General features: G+C 51.0%; 26 protein-coding genes. 13 read left to right on the top strand and 13 right to left on the bottom strand.

Annotated features, from left to right (window positions below):
* Window positions 1-207: 207 nt before the first annotated feature.
* The 3 genes from MJO52_RS20190 to MJO52_RS20200 form a co-directional block, all read right to left on the bottom strand.
* Complete coding sequence (locus tag MJO52_RS20190; RefSeq protein WP_252083744.1) at window positions 208-537, bottom strand: superinfection immunity protein; 330 nt, start codon at window positions 535-537, stop codon at window positions 208-210.
* A 62-nt stretch (window positions 538-599) separates the two neighbouring features.
* Entirely contained in the window at window positions 600-1193 is a 594-nt protein-coding gene (locus tag MJO52_RS20195; protein ID WP_252083745.1) for a hypothetical protein, read from the bottom strand.
* Window positions 1193-1693, bottom strand: a complete 501-nt coding sequence (locus MJO52_RS20200; RefSeq protein ID WP_252083746.1) for an RNA polymerase sigma factor — start codon at window positions 1691-1693, stop codon at window positions 1193-1195. Before MJO52_RS20200 ends, MJO52_RS20195 begins: the two co-directional genes overlap by 1 nt.
* A gap of 191 nt (window positions 1694-1884) precedes the next feature.
* Here MJO52_RS20200 and MJO52_RS20205 point away from each other — a divergent pair, with 191 nt between their 5' ends.
* Window positions 1885-2307 carry an organic hydroperoxide resistance protein gene (locus MJO52_RS20205; RefSeq protein ID WP_252083747.1) on the top strand — a complete coding sequence of 141 codons (423 nt, stop codon included), beginning with the start codon at window positions 1885-1887 and terminating at the stop codon, window positions 2305-2307.
* Between the two features lie 49 nt (window positions 2308-2356).
* On the opposite strand, the gene hutG is transcribed toward MJO52_RS20205, so the two are convergent.
* Together hutG and hutI are read right to left on the bottom strand one after the other, a co-directional pair.
* Window positions 2357-3325 carry a formimidoylglutamase gene (gene hutG, locus MJO52_RS20210; protein WP_252083748.1) on the bottom strand — a complete coding sequence of 323 codons (969 nt, stop codon included), beginning with the start codon at window positions 3323-3325 and terminating at the stop codon, window positions 2357-2359.
* Window positions 3309-4538 carry an imidazolonepropionase gene (gene hutI / locus MJO52_RS20215; RefSeq protein WP_252083749.1) on the bottom strand — a complete coding sequence of 410 codons (1230 nt, stop codon included), beginning with the start codon at window positions 4536-4538 and terminating at the stop codon, window positions 3309-3311. Before hutI ends, hutG begins: the two co-directional genes overlap by 17 nt.
* A 187-nt stretch (window positions 4539-4725) precedes the next feature.
* On the opposite strand from hutI, the gene hutC reads away from it, so the two are divergent.
* From hutC to MJO52_RS20245, 6 genes are all read left to right on the top strand, one after another.
* A complete protein-coding gene (gene hutC, locus MJO52_RS20220) occupies window positions 4726-5436 on the top strand; it encodes a histidine utilization repressor (RefSeq protein ID WP_252083750.1) in 711 nt (236 codons plus the stop codon).
* 88 nt (window positions 5437-5524) lie between these two features.
* Complete coding sequence (gene hutU, locus MJO52_RS20225) at window positions 5525-7201, top strand: urocanate hydratase (RefSeq protein ID WP_252083751.1); 1677 nt, start codon at window positions 5525-5527, stop codon at window positions 7199-7201.
* A 267-nt stretch (window positions 7202-7468) separates the two neighbouring features.
* A complete protein-coding gene (hutH, locus tag MJO52_RS20230; protein WP_252083752.1) occupies window positions 7469-9019 on the top strand; it encodes a histidine ammonia-lyase in 1551 nt (516 codons plus the stop codon).
* A 284-nt stretch (window positions 9020-9303) separates the two neighbouring features.
* A complete protein-coding gene (locus tag MJO52_RS20235) occupies window positions 9304-9645 on the top strand; it encodes a hypothetical protein (protein ID WP_252083753.1) in 342 nt (113 codons plus the stop codon).
* Between the two features lie 97 nt (window positions 9646-9742).
* Complete coding sequence (locus tag MJO52_RS20240; RefSeq protein ID WP_252083754.1) at window positions 9743-10243, top strand: hypothetical protein; 501 nt, start codon at window positions 9743-9745, stop codon at window positions 10241-10243.
* Between the two features lie 429 nt (window positions 10244-10672).
* Complete coding sequence (locus tag MJO52_RS20245; protein ID WP_252083755.1) at window positions 10673-10861, top strand: hypothetical protein; 189 nt, start codon at window positions 10673-10675, stop codon at window positions 10859-10861.
* A gap of 95 nt (window positions 10862-10956) precedes the next feature.
* Here MJO52_RS20245 and pyk read toward each other — a convergent pair whose 3' ends face one another.
* On the bottom strand, window positions 10957-12393 hold the full coding sequence (gene pyk / locus MJO52_RS20250) for a pyruvate kinase (RefSeq protein WP_252083756.1): 1437 nt from the start codon (window positions 12391-12393) through the stop codon (window positions 10957-10959).
* A 181-nt stretch (window positions 12394-12574) separates the two neighbouring features.
* Between pyk and MJO52_RS20255 the strand changes: the two genes are divergently transcribed.
* Window positions 12575-13048 (top strand): META domain-containing protein, encoded by a 474-nt coding sequence (locus tag MJO52_RS20255; RefSeq protein WP_252083757.1) that lies wholly within the window; start codon window positions 12575-12577, stop codon window positions 13046-13048.
* Window positions 13049-13112: 64 nt separating this feature from the next.
* A complete protein-coding gene (locus MJO52_RS20260) occupies window positions 13113-13610 on the top strand; it encodes an META domain-containing protein (RefSeq protein WP_252083758.1) in 498 nt (165 codons plus the stop codon).
* A gap of 168 nt (window positions 13611-13778) precedes the next feature.
* Here the strand turns inward: MJO52_RS20260 and smrA are convergent, their stop codons facing one another.
* From smrA to MJO52_RS20275, 3 genes are read right to left on the bottom strand one after another with little or no spacing between them, the layout of a single operon-like run.
* Window positions 13779-14366, bottom strand: coding sequence for a DNA endonuclease SmrA (smrA, locus tag MJO52_RS20265; protein ID WP_252083759.1), 588 nt, complete (start codon window positions 14364-14366; stop codon window positions 13779-13781).
* 18 nt (window positions 14367-14384) lie between these two features.
* Window positions 14385-15248 carry an SDR family oxidoreductase gene (locus tag MJO52_RS20270; protein ID WP_252083760.1) on the bottom strand — a complete coding sequence of 288 codons (864 nt, stop codon included), beginning with the start codon at window positions 15246-15248 and terminating at the stop codon, window positions 14385-14387.
* Between the two features lie 5 nt (window positions 15249-15253).
* The gene (locus MJO52_RS20275; protein WP_252083761.1) at window positions 15254-15694 is read right to left on the bottom strand and encodes an acyl-CoA thioesterase; all 441 of its coding nucleotides are present in this window, start codon (window positions 15692-15694) and stop codon (window positions 15254-15256) included.
* A 130-nt stretch (window positions 15695-15824) separates the two neighbouring features.
* Between MJO52_RS20275 and MJO52_RS20280 the strand changes: the two genes are divergently transcribed.
* Both MJO52_RS20280 and MJO52_RS20285 read left to right on the top strand, forming a co-directional pair.
* Window positions 15825-16193: a hypothetical protein gene (locus MJO52_RS20280; RefSeq protein ID WP_252083762.1), complete on the top strand. Its 369-nt coding sequence runs from the start codon at window positions 15825-15827 to the stop codon at window positions 16191-16193.
* A 1969-nt stretch (window positions 16194-18162) separates the two neighbouring features.
* Complete coding sequence (locus tag MJO52_RS20285; protein WP_252083763.1) at window positions 18163-18429, top strand: hypothetical protein; 267 nt, start codon at window positions 18163-18165, stop codon at window positions 18427-18429.
* A 47-nt stretch (window positions 18430-18476) separates the two neighbouring features.
* Here MJO52_RS20285 and MJO52_RS20290 read toward each other — a convergent pair whose 3' ends face one another.
* From MJO52_RS20290 to MJO52_RS20305, 4 genes are all read right to left on the bottom strand, one after another.
* A complete protein-coding gene (locus MJO52_RS20290) occupies window positions 18477-19631 on the bottom strand; it encodes a hypothetical protein (RefSeq protein WP_252083764.1) in 1155 nt (384 codons plus the stop codon).
* Between the two features lie 673 nt (window positions 19632-20304).
* The gene (gene secB / locus MJO52_RS20295) at window positions 20305-20799 is read right to left on the bottom strand and encodes a protein-export chaperone SecB (protein WP_252083765.1); all 495 of its coding nucleotides are present in this window, start codon (window positions 20797-20799) and stop codon (window positions 20305-20307) included.
* A gap of 159 nt (window positions 20800-20958) precedes the next feature.
* Window positions 20959-21219: a glutaredoxin 3 gene (grxC, locus tag MJO52_RS20300; protein WP_252083766.1), complete on the bottom strand. Its 261-nt coding sequence runs from the start codon at window positions 21217-21219 to the stop codon at window positions 20959-20961.
* 39 nt (window positions 21220-21258) lie between these two features.
* Window positions 21259-21675, bottom strand: a complete 417-nt coding sequence (locus tag MJO52_RS20305; protein WP_252083767.1) for a rhodanese-like domain-containing protein — start codon at window positions 21673-21675, stop codon at window positions 21259-21261.
* Between the two features lie 227 nt (window positions 21676-21902).
* Here MJO52_RS20305 and gpmI point away from each other — a divergent pair, with 227 nt between their 5' ends.
* Together gpmI and MJO52_RS20315 are read left to right on the top strand one after the other, a co-directional pair.
* Window positions 21903-23450 (top strand): 2,3-bisphosphoglycerate-independent phosphoglycerate mutase, encoded by a 1548-nt coding sequence (gpmI, locus tag MJO52_RS20310; RefSeq protein WP_252083768.1) that lies wholly within the window; start codon window positions 21903-21905, stop codon window positions 23448-23450.
* Window positions 23450-24577, top strand: a complete 1128-nt coding sequence (locus MJO52_RS20315) for a murein hydrolase activator EnvC family protein (protein WP_252083769.1) — start codon at window positions 23450-23452, stop codon at window positions 24575-24577. The genes gpmI and MJO52_RS20315 overlap by 1 nt, the downstream gene beginning before the upstream one ends.
* Window positions 24578-24591: the final 14 nt, after the last annotated feature.

The raw sequence follows: 24591 nt of genomic DNA on the forward strand, positions 1-24591 counted from the left end.
TGCCTGAGCAGCGAGGAGGCGAACTATACGGACTTCAGGGGGGCACGGCAAGCTCTTCTTGTAATAAATTTTCAAAAGGTGTCTTGAGCAAAAAACAGGCTACGATTAACTCACTATGTAGACGTGTGGAGGACATTAGATCTATATACCTAATCAAAACGGATAGGAGGAATCCGTCCTATCCGCAGCCTGCAATCCCATGGAGCCTTAACGACCGCTTGATGCTGCGTGCTTGCCAGAAACGCCAGCCTCTTTATTTCCACCAGAAGTAATCTGCCCCTTCGCACCGTCTTTATCGCGCAACTTACCGGTGACAGCCCAAGCTAAAAGGGCAACCCAGGCAATCCAGGAAAGCCCTGCAGGCACATTTGCTGCGAGAATTTTACGGAAGTGTTTTCTATTGAGAAAAAATGCAACTATGGCTGGAAGAAACCAAACAGCAAAAAAGAAAACAACAAATAAAAAACCCTTTAGCGGACTAATTTGGCTCAGCAATTCTGAAAAGCTACTAATTAATTGATCGAGATCTGTAAACATATCCTTATTCCAATTTTAAAGCTGTCCTTTTTACAGTCTCGCCCTCATCCATTTACTTACAACTAATTTAAATATTTTTTTTGTAGATCTTCCAAACTGGCCTTTTCGCGTCCAGTACGCCAGTAGACATAGTAACTATATAGAGATAGAAAGGCTGTCACACCTAAAGTAACTAGGAGAGCTTTTTTAGGATCCTTGATGAATGGTGCGTTTGGATCAATTTCAATTGAAATGAAGTGCCAGACCGCAAATATTACAAGCTGAATCAATAAATAAAACCAACAAAAATTTATCTCCCTTCGTTTTCGGCGCAATCTTAATAACGCTAAATCAATATAAGCTTTTGCCGTTTCCTCCAATGGTCCCCATAAGCCACGTCGATTTACTATTGAAAATCCAATCCCCAACGCAAAGATACTAAATACAAAGAATAACCTGATAGATACATCTGCTAGGTTTCTTTCCAGCACTGTCTTGACTATAAAAAGTGCTAAGACAATCCATGTGATAACCTCGGAAACAATCACAAAACGCATACGTCGCTCCTGACGACGTACCCACTTTAATATAGCAGTAGGCACTTTTGTACTAACCTGCTGCTGCTTCCATAAAGTTTCCAGTTCAGACCACTGTTCTTCACTGCTCGCTTTATTCATTACTCACCTCCTGATAAGCAGATGTTCAGCCGTTCTTTTGCTCGATTCAAGCGCACGGCAATATTGCTTTCACTGATACCAAGCACTTCTGAAATTTCCATATAGCTTAACCCCTCTAAACGCAGGGTCAGGGTTTGACGTAAGCCCAGTGGTAGTTTTTTAACCGCAATTAGCAGCCGCTCTGACTTACGCTCTTCTGCCAGGCGCTCATCGGGACCCGCTTGATTGTCTGGCAGCGTCATCAATTCCTCCTCACCCGCATGTTGAGGTTTTCTTCTTGCTATTTCGGTTACACAACGATTGTGAGCAATGCGATAGACAAAGGTTTTTAAGCTGGCATCCCCTCGAAAGGAAGGCAACGCTCGCCATAGCCCCAACCATATCTCCTGGAGAAGATCCTCATGTTCTGCAGTAGTGCGCACATAGCTGCGCGCTATTCGGGAGATACCCTCGGCATACTCGCTTATCGCTTGCTGAAATAATTGATCCCGTAAATCCACCGGCTACTCCATTTTTTTGTAATGAGTACTGTACCGGCGACGCCAAAAACCTTACAAAAAATTTCGTCTACTTTCTCAGTAAGTGTCGATATCCTCGTTTGATCCGATAACTCGGATTTACCTCAGGCTTTACATACCAACACAAGCCAAGACAACTACACTTCGTCTGCAGAATTCCTTAGGACACACTTATGAAGGCTCTCTATACGGCAGTCGCCACGGCGACCGGTGGACGTGATGGACAGGCGGCTTCGTCAGATGGCGCCCTAGACGTAAAGCTCAGCATTCCCAAAGAGCTGGGCGGGGATGGCGGAGGTGGTACCAACCCCGAGCAATTATTTGCGGCAGGCTATTCGGCTTGTTTTATCGGCGCGATGAAATTTGTTGCGGACAAGGAAAAGGTCGCTACACCGAACGATACCAGTGTGCGAGCTGAAGTTGGCATAGGACCCAGCGGGAAAGGCTTTGGGCTGGAAGTTGATCTCTATATAGAGCTACCGGGCATGGATCAGGTGGTAGCTGAACGCGTGGCCTTAAAAGCTCACGAGGAAGTTTGCCCCTACTCCAATGCAACCCGCAATAATATTACCGTGAGGCTGCATATTACGGTTTAGAAGCATAAGGCTGCCAACCCCTGGCAGCCTTACAGGCCACTTTACCCTCTTACTCTTGGCGAGTTGAGCGCGCGGCCCCATTCGTTATTTGGAAAACCAACCTTGCTGCAGTGCGCGCACCATGATCTTCAATATCGAAATAGGGATTAAACTCGGCCATATCCGCCAAGCAAACCTTGTTTGAGTCCAGAACGGTATCCAGCAGCTCTTCGAGTAATTCCAGCGGGACTCCACGCCCAGAGGGGGCACTGACCGCAGGCATTACTGCTGCTGGTAATACGTCCAGGCATACTGTGAGGTACAGAAAGTCCACCTTATCGGTAAAGTCCCGGATCTGCTGTTTTATTTTATCCAGATTCCAGCTGCTAATTTCTCGATCGCGAATGACTTCTGCACCCAGTTCATCGGCACGATTGTAAAGCGCCGGCGTATTGGCATTATCGGCAGCACCGACACAGAGATAATTGAAAGGGCGGCCATTGATCTGGCACTGTTCCGCAATTTGATAGAAAGGTGTACCCGAGGAGCCCTTGGGTGAAGGGATACGCAAATCCAGATGGGCATCAAAATTGATAATACCCAGGGTCTTTTCCCGGTGTAGCTCGCGCATCCATCGCGCTATGCCCTGATAACTACCAAGCGCGATTTCATGTCCACCCCCCAAAACCAGGGGAAAGTGTCCGTTAGCCAGCAACTCATTGATACGCGCACCGAGTAGTGCCTGTGCGGATTCCAAATCCTCACGATCGACTCGTACATTGCCGGCATCATAAAGAGGTAAATCAAAGGTGGCGGGCAGATTGGCAGTCGCCAAGCGTAGGATTCGCGGCCCTTTCGCAGCGCCAATACGCCCTTTATTGCGGCGCACACCTTCATCCGAGGCGAAACCGAGGATGGCAATTCCAGGGGGGTTATCCAGCTGCAGCGGCGAAACACGTTGGTGCCAACGCTCCCCGGCGCGACCGTCCTCACTGTCTGTGCGGCCACTCCACAAGCGCATATCAGCCAGCTGTAACATCTTTACCTCCCAGGAAAATCTGTGCGGGTTTCAGCGCGCCAAATTCATAGGCCAACTGATCTGGGGTATCCATCGGCCATAACACCATATCTGCGCGCAATCCGGGCCGCAGTACTCCGCGGGAACAGCAGAGCCCCAAGGCCCGCGCGGCTGCGCGAGTCACCCCGGCCAACGCCTCCGCTGGGGTAAGGCCAAATAGGTTGCAGCCCATATTCATCATTAACCGCAGAGAACCGATAGGGCAGCTACCGGGATTCAGGTCTGTGGACAAAGCCATGCAAACCCCCGCCTCGCGCAGTTTCTCTACCGGTGGCATCTGGGTCTCGCGCAATGTATAAAAAGCTCCAGGGAGCAAAACTGCCACGGTGCCGCTTTCAGCCATGGCCAGCACATCCGCATCGCTAATATATTCAATATGATCTACGGAGAGGGCGCTGGCTTTGGTTGCCATCTCAGTGGCGCCAGTGCGTGCCAGCTGCTCGGCATGCACTTTAATGGGCATGTCCAACTGCTTGGCGGCATCAATTACCCGCTGACACTGCTCTACGGTAAAGCCGATGGTTTCGCAGAACATATCCACCGCATCGGCCAGTTGCTCGCGCGCGACTGCCGGCAATATCTGCTCGCAAATCAAATCGATATATTCATCGGCACGACCATCGTATTCCGGCGGCAGGGCGTGAGCGGCCAAACAGGTGGTAACGATTTCTACCGAATTGTGCTGCGCCAAACGGCGAGCGGTGCGCAGCTGTTTCAGCTCCGTATCCAGATCCAGGCCATAGCCGGATTTGATCTCGACAGTGGTGGCCCCCTCGGACATCAAGGCGCGAAGGCGCGGCTCCGACAAACGGTATAATTCCTCAGCACTGGCGGCACGAGTGGCCCTCACAGTGGAAATAATGCCACCACCAGAACGGGCTACTTCTTCATAGCTCTCCCCGCCCAGGCGGCGGGCAAATTCTCCAGCGCGGTGACCGCCGTAAACCAGATGGGTATGGCAATCGATCAGGCCCGGTGTCAACCACTGCCCCTCACCGTCGATCACCTTATCTGGAGCACAGTCCGGTAACTCGCGACGCGGCCCCAGCCAAACAATCTTGCCGCCGGTTACCGCCACTGCGGCATCCTCTACAGCACCGTAGCCCCCGGCAATCGAAGGGTCCATGGTAGCGGCGTTCACATTCGTAATCAGTAGGTCACAGCGTTCTGTCATAAGCTTCTAGCGGCGCGCTTTTCCTTCTTTAACCATAGATGCCCAGTGCAATACCGAGCGGGATTTGGGCAGTCAGCATACAGACCATCGTCCCGGCTTGACAGTCATCTTTAAGACAACCATAGTAGCTTCTATTATTTCTTGTATATACAACCATATACAAGCCATAAAGGCATTAAACCCGAGTATGAATACTGCAAGCGAACCCCGCTACGCGGCGATCAAGCGCCATATCCGGCAAAACATCGAAAACGGCAGCTGGCCCGTGCATTTCCAGGTGCCCTCAGAAAATCAGCTGGCGCAGGAATTCGGTGTCAGCCGTATGACCGCCAGACGCGCTTTAAGTGAATTGACCGATGAGCGGGTACTGATGCGCTCCCAGGGACTCGGTACATTTGTGGCCGAACCAGTACCGGCTGGCTCCCTGTTAGAAGTGCGCAATATTGCTGATGAAATTTCAGCACGCGGCCACAGCTACAGCAATCGAATTTTGCTGGCACAACATTGTATGGCTAACGCCGAAGTAGCCCGTGCCCTGGAAGTGCCGGAACAGGCCAAGGTTTTTCACACCATTATTGTGCACTGTGATAACGGCGTTCCCATTCAGTGGGAAGAACGCTTTACCAATCCGGCCCTGGCTCCCGAATACTTACAACAGGATTTCGCCCACACCACGCCAAACGCCTATCTTTCCAGAGTCGCACCATTGACCGAGGCGGATACCACGGTTGAGGCAATCTCAGCAGAAGCTTCTATTGCCTACGCACTGGAGATCGCCACCGGCGATGCCTGCCTACAGGTGTGGCGGCGTACCAAGAGTAGCGCCGGTACTGTGAGCTTTGCCCGCCTGGTGCACCCGGGTAAACGCTACCGCCTGGGGGCTCAGCTGAGATTCTAATTTCTGCATGTATCTCATACGTCCCGGCAACACTGGATTGCCAATCATAGGGCGCAAGAATTTTTACCTAATAATTTGAGAGGAATGTATGTCCGCTGATAAACGCCACGACCCCAGCCGCAAAATCCGCGCGCCTCGCGGCAGTGAGCTCAATGCCAAAAGCTGGCTCACCGAAGCTCCCCTGCGCATGTTGATGAACAACCTGGACGCCGAGGTAGCTGAACGCCCGGAAGACCTGGTGGTTTACGGTGGTATCGGCCGCGCCGCGCGGGATTGGGAGTGCTACGACAAAATTGTCGAGGTGCTGAAGCGCCTGGAAGACGACGAAACCCTGCTGGTGCAGTCCGGCAAGCCCGTCGGAGTCTTTAAAACCCACGCCGATGCACCTCGGGTATTAATTGCCAATTCCAACCTGGTACCCCACTGGGCCAACTGGGAACACTTCAACGAGCTGGATAAAAAAGGCCTGGCCATGTACGGCCAGATGACTGCCGGCTCTTGGATTTATATCGGCTCCCAGGGCATCGTCCAGGGTACCTATGAAACCTTTGCCGCAGTCGCACGCAAACATTTTAATGGCGAAGCGAAAGGCAAATGGATTCTTACCGGCGGCCTCGGCGGCATGGGTGGCGCTCAGCCACTGGCGGCGACGATGGCCGGTTTCAGCATGATCGCCGTAGAGTGTGACGAAACTCGAATCGATTTCCGCCTGCGTACTGGCTATGTCGACAAAAAAGCCACCAGCCTCGACGAAGCCCTGCAAATGATTGAAGCCGCGATGGAAAAAGGTGAAGCCATTTCCGTTGGCTTGCTGGGCAACGCAGCAGATATTTTCCCGGAAATTGTAAAACGTAATATTCTGCCGGATTCGGTTACCGACCAGACTTCCGCACACGATCCTTTAAATGGCTACCTGCCCCAGGGCTGGACCATGGAATACGCTGCGGAGATGCGCAAGAAAGATGAAGCCGCAGTAGTAAAGGCAGCCAAACAGTCTATGGCGGTTCAGGTTGAAGCCATGCTGGAGCTGCAAAAGCGCGGAGCCGCGACCCTCGACTACGGCAACAATATTCGCCAGATGGCTCTCGAGGAAGGTGTAGAAAATGCCTTCGATTTTCCCGGCTTTGTACCCGCTTATATTCGCCCTCTGTTCTGCGAAGGTGTAGGTCCTTTCCGCTGGGCAGCCCTGTCCGGCAACCCGGAAGATATCTACAAGACCGATGCCAAGGTTAAAGAACTGATTCCCGACAATCCACAGCTGCACAACTGGCTCGATATGGCCCGCGAGCGGATTCACTTCCAGGGACTGCCCGCACGTATCTGCTGGGTGGGCCTGAAAGATCGCGCGCGCCTGGCACTGGCATTTAACGAGATGGTAGCCAACGGTGAATTGGAAGCACCGGTAGTGATCGGCCGCGACCACCTCGACAGCGGCTCTGTAGCGAGCCCCAACCGCGAAACTGAAGCCATGATGGATGGCTCCGACGCTGTCTCCGACTGGCCGCTGATGAATGCCCTGCTGAACACTGCCTCCGGCGCTACCTGGGTATCCCTGCATCACGGTGGTGGCGTAGGCATGGGCTTCTCCCAGCACTCTGGGGTGGTCATTGTCTGTGACGGTACCGAAGCTGCGCGCAAACGTATCGAACGGGTTCTCTGGAATGATCCCGCCACCGGCGTAATGCGCCACGCCGATGCCGGTTACGAGATTGCAAAAAAATGTGCAAAAGAGCAGGGCCTGGACCTGCCCATGCTGAACGACTGATTTTTTACCGCAATAAAAATACCGCCGGCGGAAATCTTTTACAGCCCGAATAACTTTGATCGGGCTGCGCCGCCGGCGCCCAACAGGGTGTTGAAAAAGCCAACAAGCGACTTTTTCAAGCCACCTTTGCGGCACATTTCCACAAAGATGGGCACTCAAATCAAGCATTTGCAGTGCTTGATTTTACGGCAGGCGCTTTCGCACCGCCCGCGCTGGCTGTTTTTCAACAGCCAGCTAAGCAGTAAATATTTTTTGGTGAATGAATTTATGTATCAATTGGAAATCGATCCCGGTCAATTGAGCCTTGCGCAACTGCGCCGCGTAGCCCGCGAGTCGGTGCAGCTGTCCCTGGCGAAAAGCGCCTATCCCGCTATTGAAGCCTCTGCCCACACCGTTGCCCAGGTTATTACCGAAGGGCGAACGGTATACGGAATTAATACCGGTTTTGGTTTATTGGCCAACACCCGTATTGAAAAGCACGACCTGGAAAACCTGCAACGCGCTATCGTACTGAGCCATGCCGCCGGTACCGGCAACTTTATGAGTGAAGCCACCGTGCGTCTGCTGATGGTGTTGAAAATCAACTCGCTCGCGCGCGGCTTCTCCGGCGTGCGCCCGCAGGTTATCGAAGCTTTAATGCAACTGGTCAATGCCGGTGTCTACCCCGCTATCCCTGAGAAAGGCTCTGTCGGCGCTTCTGGCGATTTGGCGCCGCTGGCTCATATGAGCGTGGTACTTCTCGGTGAAGGGGAAGTATTTATCAAGGGCGAGCGCAAGAGTGCTCACGAAGGCCTCAAAGCTGCGGGGCTAGAGCCCATTACCCTTGCTCCCAAAGAGGGCCTCGCCCTGCTAAATGGCACCCAGGCTTCTACCGCCTTTGCCCTGCTCGGCCTGTTCGCCAGTGAAGACCTGTTCGCTGGCGCCCTGGTAACCGGTGCCATTACCCTGGAAGCCGCCAAGGGCTCACGCCGCCCCTTCGATGATCGTATTCACAACGCCCGCGGCCAACAGGCTCAGCGCGACGTAGCGGCAATTTATCGGGACCTGCTCGGTGAAACCAGCCAGATCGGTGATTCCCACCAGTTCTGTGAAAAAGTGCAGGACCCCTACTCCCTGCGCTGTCAGCCTCAGGTCATGGGTGCCTGCCTGCAGCAGATGCGCTTCGCTGCCGAAGTATTGTTGGCCGAGGCAAATGGTGTTTCCGATAACCCGCTGGTATTTACCGATGAGGAAAATCCGGATAACTCCGACATTATTTCCGGTGGTAACTTCCACGCAGAGCCTGTTGCTATGGTCGCCGACAACCTGGCGCTGGCATTGGCAGAAATCGGCTCTCTATCCGAGCGTCGCATGGCGCTGCTGATCGACAGTAACCTATCGGGCCTGCCTCCCTTCCTGGTGGAAAATGGCGGGGTGAACTCCGGCTTTATGATCGCCCAGGTCACCTCAGCGGCACTTGCCAGTGAGAACAAATCCATGGCGCACCCTGCCTGCGTGGACTCACTGCCCACCTCCGCCAACCAGGAAGACCATGTATCCATGGCCACCTTTGCCGGCCGTCGCCTAAGGGATATGGCCGACAATACCTGTGGCATCCTGGCGGTAGAGCTACTCGCGGCCTGCCAGGGATTGGATTTCCGCGCGCCGTTAAAATCCACGGAAAAACTGGAGGCCGCCAAGGCAAAACTTCGCGCCCGAGTACCTTTCTATGACAAGGACCGCTACTTTGCCCCGGATATTGAAGAGGCAAAGCAGTTGCTGAGCAGCGGCGCCTACCTGGAATCCATTGATCCAGCCCTGCTCCCAAGCAGTCATTAATTTCCTTTAATTTCTATAAATTAATTTTTATAGAAGATTTCGTTACTAAATACCGGGGCCTAAATCCCGGTATTTTTTTCTCTGTCTTTGGTCCGCCAGCAACAGCGACTCTAAAGTAGCTGTTTGTCCACGGTCGCGATTTAAAACAAAAAAATCAGTAAAGAGACAAGCTTTTCTTTATCAAGTACTGCTAGAACAATTTTTTTTCTTTGTGAGGAAATTTGCGCCAAAAGTGCTAGGCTGACAATTAGACGTTTTACCCGCCAAAAGGTGTGGAGGTCTAGATGAAACCGCTGTCGCTTCGGCTGCTCCGCCACTCGGGCTACGCGCTGGCTATTGCCACAGGGTTTGCCCTGTCAGCCTGTAACGGGACAGGTTATCCCTGCGGGGGAGGCTATGACTGCTCAGCTAGCTATTACGGATATAGCCCTTATTACAGCAAGTCATATTACAACCTACGGGGCCGCTATGCCCACTGCCACCCCGATGGAACCTGCCACAACATGCAGCATTGCAATTTTTACTGGGATGGGAATTTTTATCGCCTGAGGCCGCCCGCGGTGGTGAACACAAGTTACCAGGTAATTGATCTGCCGGATCCGCCCTACCAGGCCAGGCCCTACTGAGAAAGAAATTCTGTGTGCGTCCATTTGGCACACATAAAGGGGCTTGGCCCCTGCCGGGCCTCTCCGGGGGGAACTTTCGCTTACCGGAGATTGCACTATGAATAGAGCTGTTAAGACGGCTTTTATTGCCGTCACGGTATGCACGGCCCTAACTTTAGGTGCCTGTGCAACCGATAGTTACTATAACGGTGGCTACTACGGCGGTTACTACAGAGGAGGGGGAGTGGCCTACACCTCTTCCTTTGTTTACCCTTACGCAACCCCGAACTACTATCCCTCCAGTAATATCTATGTCTCTTACCGCACACCGGTTTACCAGTATTACCGGGCAACCCCACGCTATGGCTATTATTATCGCGGTGCCTATTCCTATTACCGCGCACCAGGTTATCGCGGCAACCCCCGCTACCGGGCCAGGTACTTTTATCGCGGGCTTCCCTACTACAACCGCTTTAACTCCCCCGGTGCTGCACAAATCCGCTATCGTGCCCAGCACCGTTACTATCGCGGCGGCCACCGAGGATATCGCAGCCACCGCAGCTATAGAGTGCGTGGACACCATCGCGTCCGCGGTGGATATCACCATAGAAGACGCTAGCGTTTAGCTGCTATTAATCCAGCCTTGAAATAGCTGAAATCCAGATATTTCATTTTGCCCGCAAAATGCCGGTACAGATCAATAACATTACCGGTATTTTGCGGACTCACCAATCCACAAAACAACATCAATACAAATTTTAAATGGGTCCGCTAATAACTTTGAATTAATCATTTAGAAATATTCGATTACTTATTTGCACGCAAAAAAAAGAGTGATCAGAAAAATCTCTCTTCGATAACTCACATCCACTCCACAATAATGACCGGCGAGTTTACTCACTGGCTACCAACGCCTGGCTTATCTTTAGCCATTCAACAGCTCTGTCGCCACTTTTTGCAAATTGGCGTTCTTTTCCTCACTTTGACAGCTATTACCACTACCCTGAGTTAAGAAAGCGAATCCTGTAAACCTTGCGAGGTAAGTGCAGTGCAGAAACTCCTGCCGAAACTGCTGCCGAAACTGCTTGCAGTGACACTGGTAATAGTCATTATCGGCTGTTCCACAACTAAATCACAGGGCACCCCAAAATCTTTATCACTCAACGGAAAAAAATTTCACTGCGTTGAACAGGAACTGGAAACAAAAACTCTAGTGCGCTGCGCACGTTCCGGCTAAAAACGAATTTATTAAATACCAGAAAAATACAGATAAAAAAGTAGGGATTTCGATTTAAAAAAAAATTGAATTTTCGCCCAGAGCGAAAAAAATGCTTACTCAACTCTTACGACCCTTAGGGTATCGGTCTGGCCGCCGGCATCTTGTCGATAGCCACGGGAAACCAAGACAAAATCCCCCGATTTTAAAAGACTTCGCTGCTTCAAATGGTCGATTGCCTTGTGGTCACGGGAGGGGCCATCCATACCCGCCACCGCCATTAAAACCGGATCGACGCCGCGATAAAGGGCAACCCGGTTACAAACTCTACGATGCCGGCAAAAGGCGTAAATCGGAATGGCTGCGCGAACCCTGGACATCAAAAGGGCTGTGTTGCCCGTTTCTGTCTGGCAGATAATAGCCTTGATATCTCGACAGTGATTGGCAATGGTGATGGCAGCCATAGCGATACAGGCATCCCCGGCAGGGTAATTGCCACGCAAACTATCCGAAGGGCGCTGTGTTGCACGGTGTTTTTCCGCCCCAATAATTACCTCGTCCATATGCCGAACAGTCTCCACCGGGTAGTCCCCGCTGGCGGTTTCCGCCGACAACATTACCGCATCGGTGCCATCCAACACCGCATTGGCGACATCACACACCTCCGCCCTCGTAGGCACAGGGCTGGAGATCATTGACTCCATCATCTGTGTTGCCGTAATTACCGTGCGATTCAGATAGCGGGCAAAACGAATTAAATGTTTTTGCACCCCCATCAATTCCGCATCGCCAATCTCTACTGCCAGATCGCCGCGCGCCACCATGATGACATCGCTCGCCAGAATCAGCTCCTGCAAGTGTTCATCAGAAGAGATCGCCTCGGCCCGTTCAATCTTGGCGACAATCTGGCTGCTACCCCCCGCCTGCTGTAGAAGCTCCCGCGCCCTATGAATATCCCGCGCATCGCGAGGAAAGGACACCGCCAAGTAGTCCAACTGCAGATCGGCGACAACTTGAATATCGCACAAATCCTTGTCCGTTAATGCAGGCGCGGTGAGGCCACCGCCCCGCTTGTTAATTCCTTTTCGATTGGAGAGCCAGCCCCCATCCTGTACCTCAGTGATAACCGCACTGCCTTCAATTTTCTTGATCTGCAGACTGAGCCGCCCGTCGTCCAGCAGCAGGGTATCTCCGGGGCGGCAGTCCTCGGCCAGCTCGGCGTAATCCACCGAAACCCCGGCGCTGTTGCCCTGCTCCCTTGGCCAAGTGGGGTCCAGAGTAAACTCGGCTCCAGAGCTGAGATGCACACCGCCATTGGTGAACTTGCCCACACGAATTTTCGGCCCCTGAAGATCACCCAATATGGCGATATGACACCCTTGGCGAGCGGCCTCTGCCCGAACCTGCTCAGCGCGGCGGCGGTGCTCGTCGATTTCACCATGGGAAAAATTCAGGCGCACGATGTTCACCCCGGCGGCGACCAGTTGCCCCAGGGTGTCCCCCTTATCGGTTGAGGGACCCAGTGTTGCGACTATTTTTGTCCGCCGGATCATGCCGCACCTAGCCTCGTTTTACTGCCCGGATAGCACTCGCTTTCACAGGTGAAGCATAGCTTGTCACACCTGTCGTCTCTCAACAGAGGCCAGCGACTAAGCTTTGCATAGAGCGGGTTATAGGCTAAAGCGACAGGCCCGTTTGAGATTGTAGGTGCAAGGGTCAGGGAGTAACTCGCCGATGAGCAGGTTGGTGCAACTGTGGCTGCTAGGGGCCCTACTGGTCATTGGCGGATGCCTGTCGAACAGTGCGGAAGAAGCCCGAGTTGTGCAGAGTGCGGGAACAGCAAGTTCAGTCTGCAATAAGAAGTGGCAGCTGGTACGCCTGCGTATTAACGGCGCTGCGGTGCCGATCCAGAAGCCTGCAGATTTTACTTTCGTGTGTAATCTCGATGGCAATGTGATGGGGCGCAGCGGTATTAATACCTACCGTGGCGAGCTGCAGATAACTGAAAACGGCCTGATGTTGTGGGACAGTTCCAGCTTCGCCTCGACCAAGATGAGCGGCCCGGAGATCCTACTGCAGCAGGAAAATGCCTACCTGCGCGCCCTGGCCGGTACTCGCCAGGCATTTACCAAGTCCCGCGGTAAGCGTTTGATCCTTCGCGACGCCTCTGGCGATATTTATATTGAATATGTCAGGGCAGGATCTTGAACACCACCACAGACCACTGATAGCTTTTACGATTAAATGTCGCAAAAACAATGAGAACGACATCATGCCGCGATCTCACTTACGCTTGCAGCTTGTGGTCCCAGCCGTATTGAGCCTGCTTTTTTCCGGGTGTATGTCTTTCAGGGAGCCCACTCCCCAGCCCCCCAAACAGCCGGCGTGGTCTGCCTGTGAGCACGACTGGATACTCTCAAACCTCCGAGATGGCGAGAACACCTACGAGTACACGCTACTGTGGAAAAAGTTCTGGCGCGAGCGCCCATTCTTTACCTGTGATCGCTTCGGCTACGTACGGGGTAACGGTGGCATCAACCCCTATCTGGGGCGCTTTTCTCTCGAGAGCAGCGGCGAACTTTCCTGGCCCAGGTCGCCGATTATCTCCAGAGTGGGAGGTCGCCGCCCCAGTGATGAACTAGAGGCCGACTACCTGAAAGCCCTGCGCAAAACCCGTTTTCTCGAAGTGGTGGGCGACAAGCTGATCTTGAGCAGTAATGACAAATCCACACGGCTAGAATTTAACCGGGTCGATGACATTATGCGTTGAATTCCCGGTACCAATGCCTGTAGCGCAGCCATAAAAAAGGCGACCCAAAGGGTCGCCAATATTACAATCAAGAAGAATCAAAAAGATGAGTCAGATGCGCATTCACGTTGGAAAGCCTCGGCGCGTATCATAGTGCCCACAGATGACAAAAAAATGACATAGCGGTCCTTAAAAACGCCGCTGATGTCTCTCCAGATTCTCCTGACGCTTGCGCTCGCTCTTGCGCAGCAAAAGGTAAGTAGCGCCCATACCACCATGTTGTTTTTGCGCGCTGTGGAATGCCAGCACCTCATCCAGTTGCGGCAGCCAATGATAGATACAGCTTTTCAAAAGTGCGGGCTGCTTGCGGCCCTCGCCCTTGCCGTGGGTAATAAGCGCACAGCGCACATCCGCCTCGACACAATCACGCACAAACTCCACAACGGCGCTGCGCGCCATTTCCACCGAGTGACGATGCAGGTCGAGACGTGCATCCACCGTGTACTTGCCCAGGCGCAGATTGCGATAAACACCGTTCTGCACCCCATCGCGCTTGAATTCGATAGGGTCCCAGGGCGCCACAAGCTCAATATACTCACCGGAAAGAGGGTTCATTTCGCTCTCGGTCAAACGCGTCGCAGCAGCACGGCGCTCGCGCAAGATACGCTCGGATGGCTCGCTCTCCTTGCGCAGGGTGACGCGGCGCTCCTGCACCAGCGGTTTCACGTCTCCCAGCTCACCGAGAGCGTCTTTAAATAGCTTGCTGTCGCCGCTCATGAAATACCCCCGCCAGCGTCAGTCCAAAAATAAATCCTTAGTCAGGTCCCCCGCATTATCGGGGTTGTGGGCATAGTCGGTAAAATCTTTTACCCCGCGTTCCACCAGAAGTTCCTCATCGATCAGCTGACACCCGCTCAAGGCGGCTTCCTTGGTGATCAGTACTTCGTAGGCAGCATCGGCCATAATCGCCGGCCTGCGGCTCTGTTCAAACATCTCGCGGCTACCCACGGCAAACTCAATGGCGGCGGTAGCCACCAGAGTGCGCGGCCACAGAGTATTAACGGCAACCCCCGCCTCGCGCAACTCCTCCGCCAACCCCAGGCTGAGGATAGTCATGCCAAACTTGGACAGTGCGTAGGGCGCAAAAGGCCCCAGCCACTTGGGCTGTAGGTTAAGCGGTGGACACAGGCTGAGGATATGGGCGCTATCCGATTTCTTCAGGTAGGGAATCGCCAGGTGTGCCGTCAGGTACACTGCGCGGCTGTTGATGTCTTGCATCAGATCGTAACGCTTGGGCGGGGTGGACTCGACATTGCTCAGGTTGATCGCGCCGGCGTTATTGATCACTGCATCGATACCACCAAACTTGTCGGCTGCCTGCGCCATCGCTTCCTGCACCCGCTGCTCATCGCGCACATCCACCTGCAGGGCCAAGGCCTTACCGCCAGCGCTCTCCACCTCCTGCGCTACAGAGAAGATGGTGCCGGGTAGCTTCGGGTGGGGCTCTGCGGACTTGGCGGCGATCACAATATTAGCGCCATCCGCCGCGCACTTGAGCGCTATAGCACGGCCAATACCGCGGCTAGCGCCAGTGATAAAGATGGTCTTGTCCTTAAGCGCCCCTGTGTTTTCTGTCAGGGTTACAAACTCTTCACTCATTTTTTTCAGCCTCCGGGGGCAGTCACTGCCGGACTGTAAATTTCCTTGAAGATCGCCGGCATGCGCTTCGGTCTACCACTGGAAAGTTCGATGCATACCAACCGCCACTGGGCCCGCAATACCAATGCTCCATCGGCGGCGCGAAAGACTTGAAAGTGGCGGGTCATATTCAGGCGCCCATCCACCTCGGTGAGCCAGGTGCCGAATACCAGTTCATTCGCCTCTTTCGCCGCCAGTATATAGTCATATTGCCCATGACGAATGGCCATTCCCCGGTCGAGGTCCTGGTAATTTATGACATCCAGACCCAATGCGGCACTATGGGCCCAGGCGGTAGCCTCGCACCAACGCACATACTCGGCATTATTAGCATGGTGTAATCCATCCACATGCTCAGCACTTACCCTGACTCTGTGGATAAAGGGATTGGGTAAATCCCATTGCATAGGCAGCCCCCGCTGGATCTCATAAATGACTGGTATTTATTTTTACTAAAAATGGATAATGGTTACTTGTTGTAGATTAAATGTAATTTCTGATGTAACTAATAAACAATTTGGGTGCGTTGGTGATGGTGTGGCTGATGATTCAATGATAATACAGAGTCTGGCGACATTTTATAGTGAATATAAGGTAAAGGGGTTGATAACTTCGCCATGTAATCTAAATAATTCAAATATTAAAGTCTTTAAGAGTGTTGATATTAAGTGTATTGATGATAGGAAGCTGCTTAATGGTTCATTAATCGCTAAGGAAAGTGTAGGTGCTGATACAGCTATAACAAATAATGTTTTTAAGGGCTTTAGTGTGATTGATGCTCATGGATCAGAATTGATACCTGGAGATATGATTTTTATTAGGGGTATACTAACTGTCTATCAGCAGATGCTGGGGAAGATCAGTTGGGAGATTCTCCAACAAGAAATTATTTTGCAGAGTTTTTGACTGTACTTTCTGCAACCAATACAAAAATTACGATACAGGAAGCAATTTAGTGGAATTATACAGTAAGCCCGCAAGGTGAATCAGGCTCCAGAACAGTTTTTACAATTCAAAAAGTAAATCTTTAGATGATGTTCATTTAAAATTAAATGTTAATGGAAAATCAACAAATGAATTCACCTCTGTTGGTTTGGAGTTTTATAGGAATGGGCTTGTAACAGGTAACTACCATGGCTGGTGTCGCTCCCTTTGAAAATGAAGATCACCTAAAAGACCTGGTTAAATTGGCTAAATCGTTTAATTAGGATGGTAGCCGAACGGTTTACACCGTGGTCGACAAACCGCCAACGTTGGTGATGTTCGTCAAGTTACTTTTACCCATGATTTTAATGTTAATAAGATGGCTAAGTTTGATACTTGGAGCGTGGATTTTTCGTTAAAACAATTTAATAGCGTGGCTTAGCAAAAAGAGGAGCGTTCTAGCCCTACCGTCGAGCCTGTTGTAGATAGCGTTACTAGGAAGGTGATTAGCACAACAATAGAAGAGGCGGAAGATGTAAATCATGGCAATGTTTATAAATTGCTAAAAAACATATAACTATTTGACCATAGAATAAAGATAACCAAGCAATTAAAAATTAATGGTAATAATTACAAATTAGTTAGTGATCAAGTTCGCTTGCAAATGCAGACTTCAGGTCATTGAATTTTGTTGGTTTCTGGTGATGAAAATCCAGTAACGGGAGACCGATTAGAAATTAATACTCAATTAAGTAATAGGGGATTACGTCGAATTTTCTATGGCTTTGTCGAGTGTGTAACTCCTGTTCAAAATGGCTTGCATAAGGTGGTGGGCCATGGATTCTCAGCGCCACTAAATCAAACCACACCTATTAATTTACGCCATGCAATACCGGATAAGGTTCTATAAATAATTAGCAGTAAAACAAGATTGAAATTCATCTTGCCCGATAGTAACTGGGTAAATATTACTCCGGCTAGATTTCAACATATCGGTGGTGGCTATAGGGTGCTGGATTACTTATTAAATGCCAGGCAGTTGTCGAAAGGTTTTTGACACCAATAAACCGAAAGAAAAATTTATATTGACGAGATTGGAAAATCTGTACCTAGTAAGAAGTTAGTTAGATTACCTTCTAATATTTTTCAGTCAGTGAGTGTTAATGGAGGAGTCTTGCCTTTGTTACCAGAGTTACGCTCTGGTGTACAAATTGAAGTAGCAGAAAAACACTCTTTATAAATAGTCTGGATTTTCAAAACGAAACTATGCGTTTAAATTGGCTGGCAAACCCTTAGGATAAAAAAATAAGGGCTGTAGCATGAACCCAGAATTAAGAAAACAAATAACCAAGGAGTTTCCAGAGTTGGCTGCGGTTATTATTTGCCCGTCATGATTGAAGTATTAGCCGTACCCGATACCCCTAAGAAAGGAGGCATTAATGACAGTTACCGACCACGCTTAGGGTTGATGTAGCTTTGTTGGATAGCCAACTGAAAAGTACATCTATATAAAAATATACTGTGCCAATTTCTTTTCAGGGTAGCGGAGGTTAACGAGGTTTTTTTGATTTACCGCCAAATGGAATGCTGGTGGAAATCGTTTGGTCAAATGTTTCACCTGAGAGGCCTTTTGTTCGTTCTGTGTTGGGTGAACATCAAGCCTTACCTTGGATGGATGAGCTCAGCATGCCATGGCAGCAAAGTGAAGATGTAAAGCAGAGCGTGGATGCATCGGGAAAATAGAACCGAAAAACCAATGAAGATATTAAAGATAATTGCTTTAACTATGAGTTAGAGTCCCACAGAAAAATAGAAACCTTGGATGAATAATTTAAGCGTGTACTTCGACATAGCATTGAAGACATAGATAAAAAAACAAATTTAAGCCAGCGCCATACATATTATATCGGCCAGCGTATTTAATTTATTATCTCTGGGAAGTATTAATCAGGTGGCAGGAAAGCATATAACCCGTACCGCCACTAAAGATATTAGTGACCATACTGGTGGTGAGTCTGAAACAGTAGCAACAAAAATTAATCTAGGATCAAAAACAGTTGATTTAGTTACTCAGGCTGAGGCTTTGGCTGCACAGGTAGAAGCCTTGGATGATGCTATCAAAAGCCACACTCATGCTAGTGTGGCTGAGTATGCTAAAATAGATAAACCAGATTCATTCAATAGTGTTAAATCTGATGCAATCAAAATAAAGCCTTAGGCAACTGAGATTAAAGTTACTGAGACTGAAGTTTGATATTCTTGTTATTATGCAATTGATGCGGCTTTATTCTTTTCTTTTGAAAAGTTATTTTCAATTTTACAGCTTAGTATTTTTACTTTAACTTCATATTTGGAAGCCCACCTGATAATTCCACTTTCATATTCTTTTTCCATTTTAGGAATCTTTACTGAAAAGGTATTAACCCTCTCACTTGAGGTTAGGTATTTAAAATAACCTACTGAATTTGAAAGACGCCATCCGGTGCTTACTAGAGCTTTTATGTCAGTGTCGGTTATATCCCCTTTAATAAAAATAAGAAGTTTTTCGCCGACTTTTTCAAAAACCCCTTCAACCTCAATTAAATCAAAAAAAGTATCAATAGGAAGGGCTTCATCTGGCTTGTCTTTAGCAATAATAGTTGTTGGCAGGTTAGTATTTCTGCTCGAAATTCTTTCTAGCGTCTCGATTGTTTCACTTTTGCTTTGAACTCCACTGTGGCCTCCTTCTTTATCGTATTCTATGAACTCACAAGGCCCATAAGAAATTAATGCTCCCCTATTTTCCCCATACCATTTTATAAATGGTAGATAATGGTTGTTAAAGTGAGTTAAGTCCTGGGTGTTCTGTAGAAAAGTAATTTGTGGGATGTACTTCTTATCAGATAAATATCTCATAATATTTATTTTCTGGTGTGTAGGTTTGTACCCAGTGTTATCAATGAACTTATCAAATATTTTGTAATTAAACTTACTCAAATCAGTTTGCGCATTTCCCGCAATGCATGATGACCCTCTAAGAATGCTGGCTAGTAATATACCTGCATAACCTCCACCGGAAGTGCCATAAAATATAATTTTATTATTTCTTAATTTTAATGAGTCTCGGATTTTTGTAATCGCAGATACAACAGAGCGTAAGAATGACCCGTTAGGCTTCCCTAGATACCAAGCAAGTTCTAGACTGTCATTAATTTCTACAGATTTGTCAGAAATAACAATAGAAGAGAAAGGGGTGTCTTTTGTCCATGACTGACGATGAAAAACTGGAGGTTGTTTGATTTTACGGTTAATTGATCCATTTAAATAAATAACTAAATGGTCAGACTCTTTTATATCTGCATAAATTGGTAGGTCTTCACCAAGAAGAGTTCTGTCCAAGTAACCAGAAAAACCTGGATTTAAATAATCCGTAAGTAACATGTAGCTCCTTAATTGTCTTTTTAATTAATTACTTATTTAAACAGTTAGATATACAAAATAGTGTTTAACTTTTTATGTATTGGCATGCATCTATTTACGTGTCTATTTTTTAAGCTGATAAGAAATTCATATGGTTAAGATCAAAAACTTCACTCATTAGGGTCTTGTATAAAACTTGGCTATAGCCAACGTAAATTAGACCAAATTTCTCTTTGATAACGCTTATCACTTACCAATACCACCCCAGGCCAGTGTTCACGCGAAAAAACAACCCCCCCAGAAAAAATTCTCCTCCTCATCTCCCGCGAGACTTTTTTGACACTTTTTTTTGCACGTTTTAGATGGTGCATAAACGGGCGTGAATAGCCGCAGAATACGGGGTGTAAAGATAATGGGGTAAATGCACGGTTTGCAGCTTTAAAACGTACCTGCGCAAGTAGCCAGTTTTATTTGTATGGCGTGAATTCAATAGGGTTACAGGACAATTTAGGGGTTGCACAATTTTGTGTAACTTTCCTCTACAGCCCGCATTCCTTCGTTTGTGTAACTGGGTTTTTTCAGGGCTGGATTTTTAGGCTAAAAAAGAAAAAGCCCTGTAAACACGAGGGCTTGTAGGGCTTTTTTTGAATTCTGGATGGTGGGCCCAGCGAGACTCGAACTCGCGACCAACGGATTATGCGTCCGCGTTAGCCTGTGCGCCTTCCGCTTGTTGCTGCGCCTGATTCAGGGCTTGGGCAAACAGGGCGTCGAAGTTGACTGGCGGCAGCATCAGAGCCGGGAAAGAACCCTTAACAACCGCGTTGTCGATCACTTCGCGAGCGTATGGGAACAGGATCTGTGGGCAGGCAGTGTTCAGGGCCTGAGCTAGCTGCTGACCTTCCAGTCCCTTGATACCGAACAGACCGGCCTGCTTCACTTCCACCAGGAAAGCGGTGTCTTCTTCCAGCTTCACGGTGATAGTGAGCGTCAGTGCCACTTCGTACAGGTCTTCTTCAACCTTGGCGGTCTTGGTGTTCAGCTCCTGATTTACCTGGGGCTTCCACTGTTTCTTGAAAACCTCAACGCCCATGGGAGTCTCGAAGGAGAGATCCTTCAGGTAGATGCGCTGCATCGCGAATTGTACTTGTGGAGCCTCTGCGCTTGCCGCGCCGTTTAATTCTTCAGCCATGTTACTGCCTGTTTTTATAAAAAGTTTATTGATGCCTTCCGTGAGAAAGGCTCCCTGTATGAGCCTTCAGATTGGGGCCTGCAAATACCGTTTCAAGGCCCGGACCGGATTAATAGCAAATAAAAAGAGTCACGTGAGGCACGCGGCGTCAAACCTTTATCAGCCTGCTGACTTAAGCAAGCCGCCAAGCTTACCGCTGCGCTCAAGGGCCATCAGATCATCGCAACCGCCCACATGGAAGTCGCCGACCCAAATCTGCGGCACCGACCGGCGCCCAGCCTTGGCCGCCATCTGTGCGCGCAGCTCAGGTTTATTGTCCACCGCAATCTCGCGATAGTTCACACCCTTGCTGTCGAGCAGCTGCTTGGCGCGAATACAGTAGGGACAAAAACGGGTGGTGTAGATGACTACATCCTGCATAATAAAACTCCGCCTAAAGCCATCTATAAAACTACTGAGCTAGCCCTTGCCTTTGACCAGGGGCAGATTCTGATTAGTCCACTCGCTCATACCGCCCTGTAGGCGACGTACCTGGAAGCCCTTCTGCTTAAGCAGGCGGCCCGCAGGACCTGCGTGCTGACCCATTTTATCGGCGACAATCACCACCTTATCTTTAAAGGGTTCCAGCTCGGCGAACCGCTCGGCCACTTCCCCGTGGGGGATATGCAGTGCATCGACAATATGCCCGGCGGTAAACTCGCTGCGATCGCGCACATCCAACACCTTGGCCCCATCACTGTTGATCAGCCGGGTCACTTCGTGCAGGGAAACCGGTACGCCCGCCTTGTAACGCTCGCTCAGAACCAGCGCATAGAGCAGTGCCACGAGCAGGCCGACCAGCAGCCATTGCTCACTTAAAAAAACGAAAAAATCCACTCCGCCCCCAAAATCCATCGTGGTTATCGTTACGGCGCAGCTGCGCCAAAGCTGGCGGGAGTATACACGATTGTGGCGAATTTCTAACCAGCAAAATCATACTCCAACGGCATGGATATAGACTCAAATGGACTCACCCAACACTATTCGACGTAGTTAAACGATGGCCGAACGGGTTAAAATCCGCGTCCGCAATCCAAACCACCCGATAGAGGAAATCCGTCGCTATGGCCGCTTCGCAAGCCCCGCACAAACGCCCCTTGGTCCTGCTGATTCTGGACGGCTTCGGCCACAGCGACAATGCCGAGTACAACGCCATTCGCGCCGCGAAGTCTCCAGTATGGGACAACATCTGGGCGACGCGCCCCAAGACCCTGATCCAGACCTCCGGTATGGCGGTGGGGCTGCCCGAAGGGCAGATGGGTAACTCCGAGGTGGGACACATGACCCTGGGAGCCGGCCGTGTGGTTTACCAAAATTTCACCCGTATCAATAAGGCCATTCAGGACGGCGACTTCTTCCGCAATACCACTTACACCACTGCGGTAGATAAGGCCATCGCCAACAACAGCGCGGTACATATTATGGGACTGCTGTCCGAGGGCGGTGTACACAGCCACGAGGACCATATCGTCGCGATGGTGACCCTGGCGGCCCAGCGCGGAGCCCGCGCCATTTACGTACACGCCTTCCTCGATGGCCGCGACACGCCGCCGCGCAGCGCCGAGCCCTCCGTCGCGCGCCTGATGCAGGTGTGCGACACCGTCGGCAATGCCCACATGGCCACTTTGGCAGGCCGCTACTTTGCCATGGATCGCGACCAGCGCTGGGAGCGCACCGAATCTGTCTACGACATGCTCACCCTGGGTACCGCAGAGCACAAAGCCACTGACGCCCTGGCGGGATTAACTGCCGCCTATGAGCGCGGTGAAAATGATGAATTCGTTGCGCCGACAGTGATCGGCGAGCCCGCTCCCATCAAAGATGGCGATGCTCTGATCTTTATGAACTTCCGCCCAGATCGCGCACGCCAACTGACCCGCGCCTTTACCGAAGCGGACTTCAGCGGCTTCGAGCGCAAGGCCCAGCCCAAGCTGGCAGACTTTGTCATGACCACTGAATACGCCGCAGACATCCACGCCAGCTGCGCCTTCCCACCAGAAAACCTGGTGAATTCCCTCGGTGAATATCTGTCTGCCCAGGGCAAGACCCAGCTGCGTATCGCCGAAACCGAAAAATACGCCCACGTGACTTTCTTTTTCAGCGGCGGCCGCGAAGCGCCCTACAACGGCGAAACCCGCGAGCTGATCAAGTCTCCGGACGTAGCCACCTACGACCTGCAGCCGGAAATGAACGCGCCGGAAGTAACCGACAAGCTGGTCGCGGCGATTGAGAGCGGCGAGTACGACACCATTATTTGCAACTATGCCAACGGTGATATGGTCGGCCACACCGGTGTTTTTGAAGCGGCAGTAAAAGCGGTAGAAGCCCTGGACCAATGTGTTGAGCGTGTCGTGGATGCAGCCCTGAGCGCCGGTGGCGAAGTGCTGATCACCGCCGATCACGGCAATGTGGAAGAGATGTTCGACACTAACTCCGGCCAGGTCAGTACCCAGCACTCCACCCTGCCGGTGCCTTTTGTATACATCGGCGAACGCAATGTGCAAATGTGTGACGGAGGCAGTCTGGCGGATGTGGCGCCAACCATGTTAGCGTTGATGGATCTGCCACAGCCGGCGGAAATGACCGGCCACAGTTTGGTAAAAATGGACTGATGAAAACTCTCGTACTCTTCCTGATTGCCCTGCTGTCACTGCCCGCCTGGAGCCAGGCGGAAGCGGACCAGCAGGCACGCCTCGCGGAAATCAAGCAGCGCATCGACTCCCTGCAACAGGAGCTCAACCAGGTGCGCGGCCAGCGCGACCAGTTGCTCAAGGATCTGGAAGAGAACGAGAAAGATATCTCCGGGCTGTACCAGCGCATAGACCAGATCAAGCGGGATATGCGCAGCCGCACGGACAAGCTGCGCGAACTGCAGCGAGAGCAGAAACAGCTGCAAGATGCGCGACGAAGTATGCAGCGGCGGGTCGAGCAGGAGATCGCCGCCGCTTACCGACTGGGCCGACAAGAACAGATCAAGCTCCTTCTCAACCAACAAAATCCACAGAATATCGCCCGCCAACTTCGCTACCACGATTACTTCCTCCAAGAACGCAGCCGCGTTATCGACAACTACCTGCAAACCCTCGCCTCGCTGGAAACGGTTTCCGCCTCGATCGAGCGCGAGCGCAATAGCCTGCAGGCGGAACGGGCACAGCTGCAGGAGCGCCAGGACAAATTGCGCAGCGCGCAACAAACACGCAAGCGCACCCTGGAAAAACTCGCGGCGCGGCTCGCCAATGGCGGAGGTGAACTCAAGCAATTGCAAGGGGACCGAAAACGTCTGCAGACCCTGATCGATGAAGTCGGGCGCGCGATCGCCACCCTGGTAAATCCGGACCAGCACAAACCCTTCGCAAAGCAGCGGGGTAAATTACAGTGGCCGGTCAAGGGCCGCCGCGCCAATGCTTATGGACAGCGCCGCGCCAATGGAATCAGCTGGAAGGGAGTGATTATTCGCGCCGCCGAGGGGGAGCCCGTGCAGGCAATCCACCGCGGGCGCGTCGTCTTTTCCGATTACCTGCGCGGCCACGGCATGCTGGTGATTGTCGATCATGGCGATGGCTATATGAGCCTCTATGCACACAACCAATCCCTCAGCCGCAATGTCGGTGAGTGGGTGGAGAACGGTGACACTATCGCTCGGGTAGGCAACAGTGGCGGCCTCACCCACAGTGGGCTTTATTTTGAAATACGCCATCGCGGCCAGGCCCGCGATCCCACCGGCTGGTGCCGTGGCTAACACTTTGCTGCTCT

This window comes from Microbulbifer variabilis (assembly GCF_023716485.1).
Classification (GTDB): domain Bacteria; phylum Pseudomonadota; class Gammaproteobacteria; order Pseudomonadales; family Cellvibrionaceae; genus Microbulbifer; species Microbulbifer variabilis_B.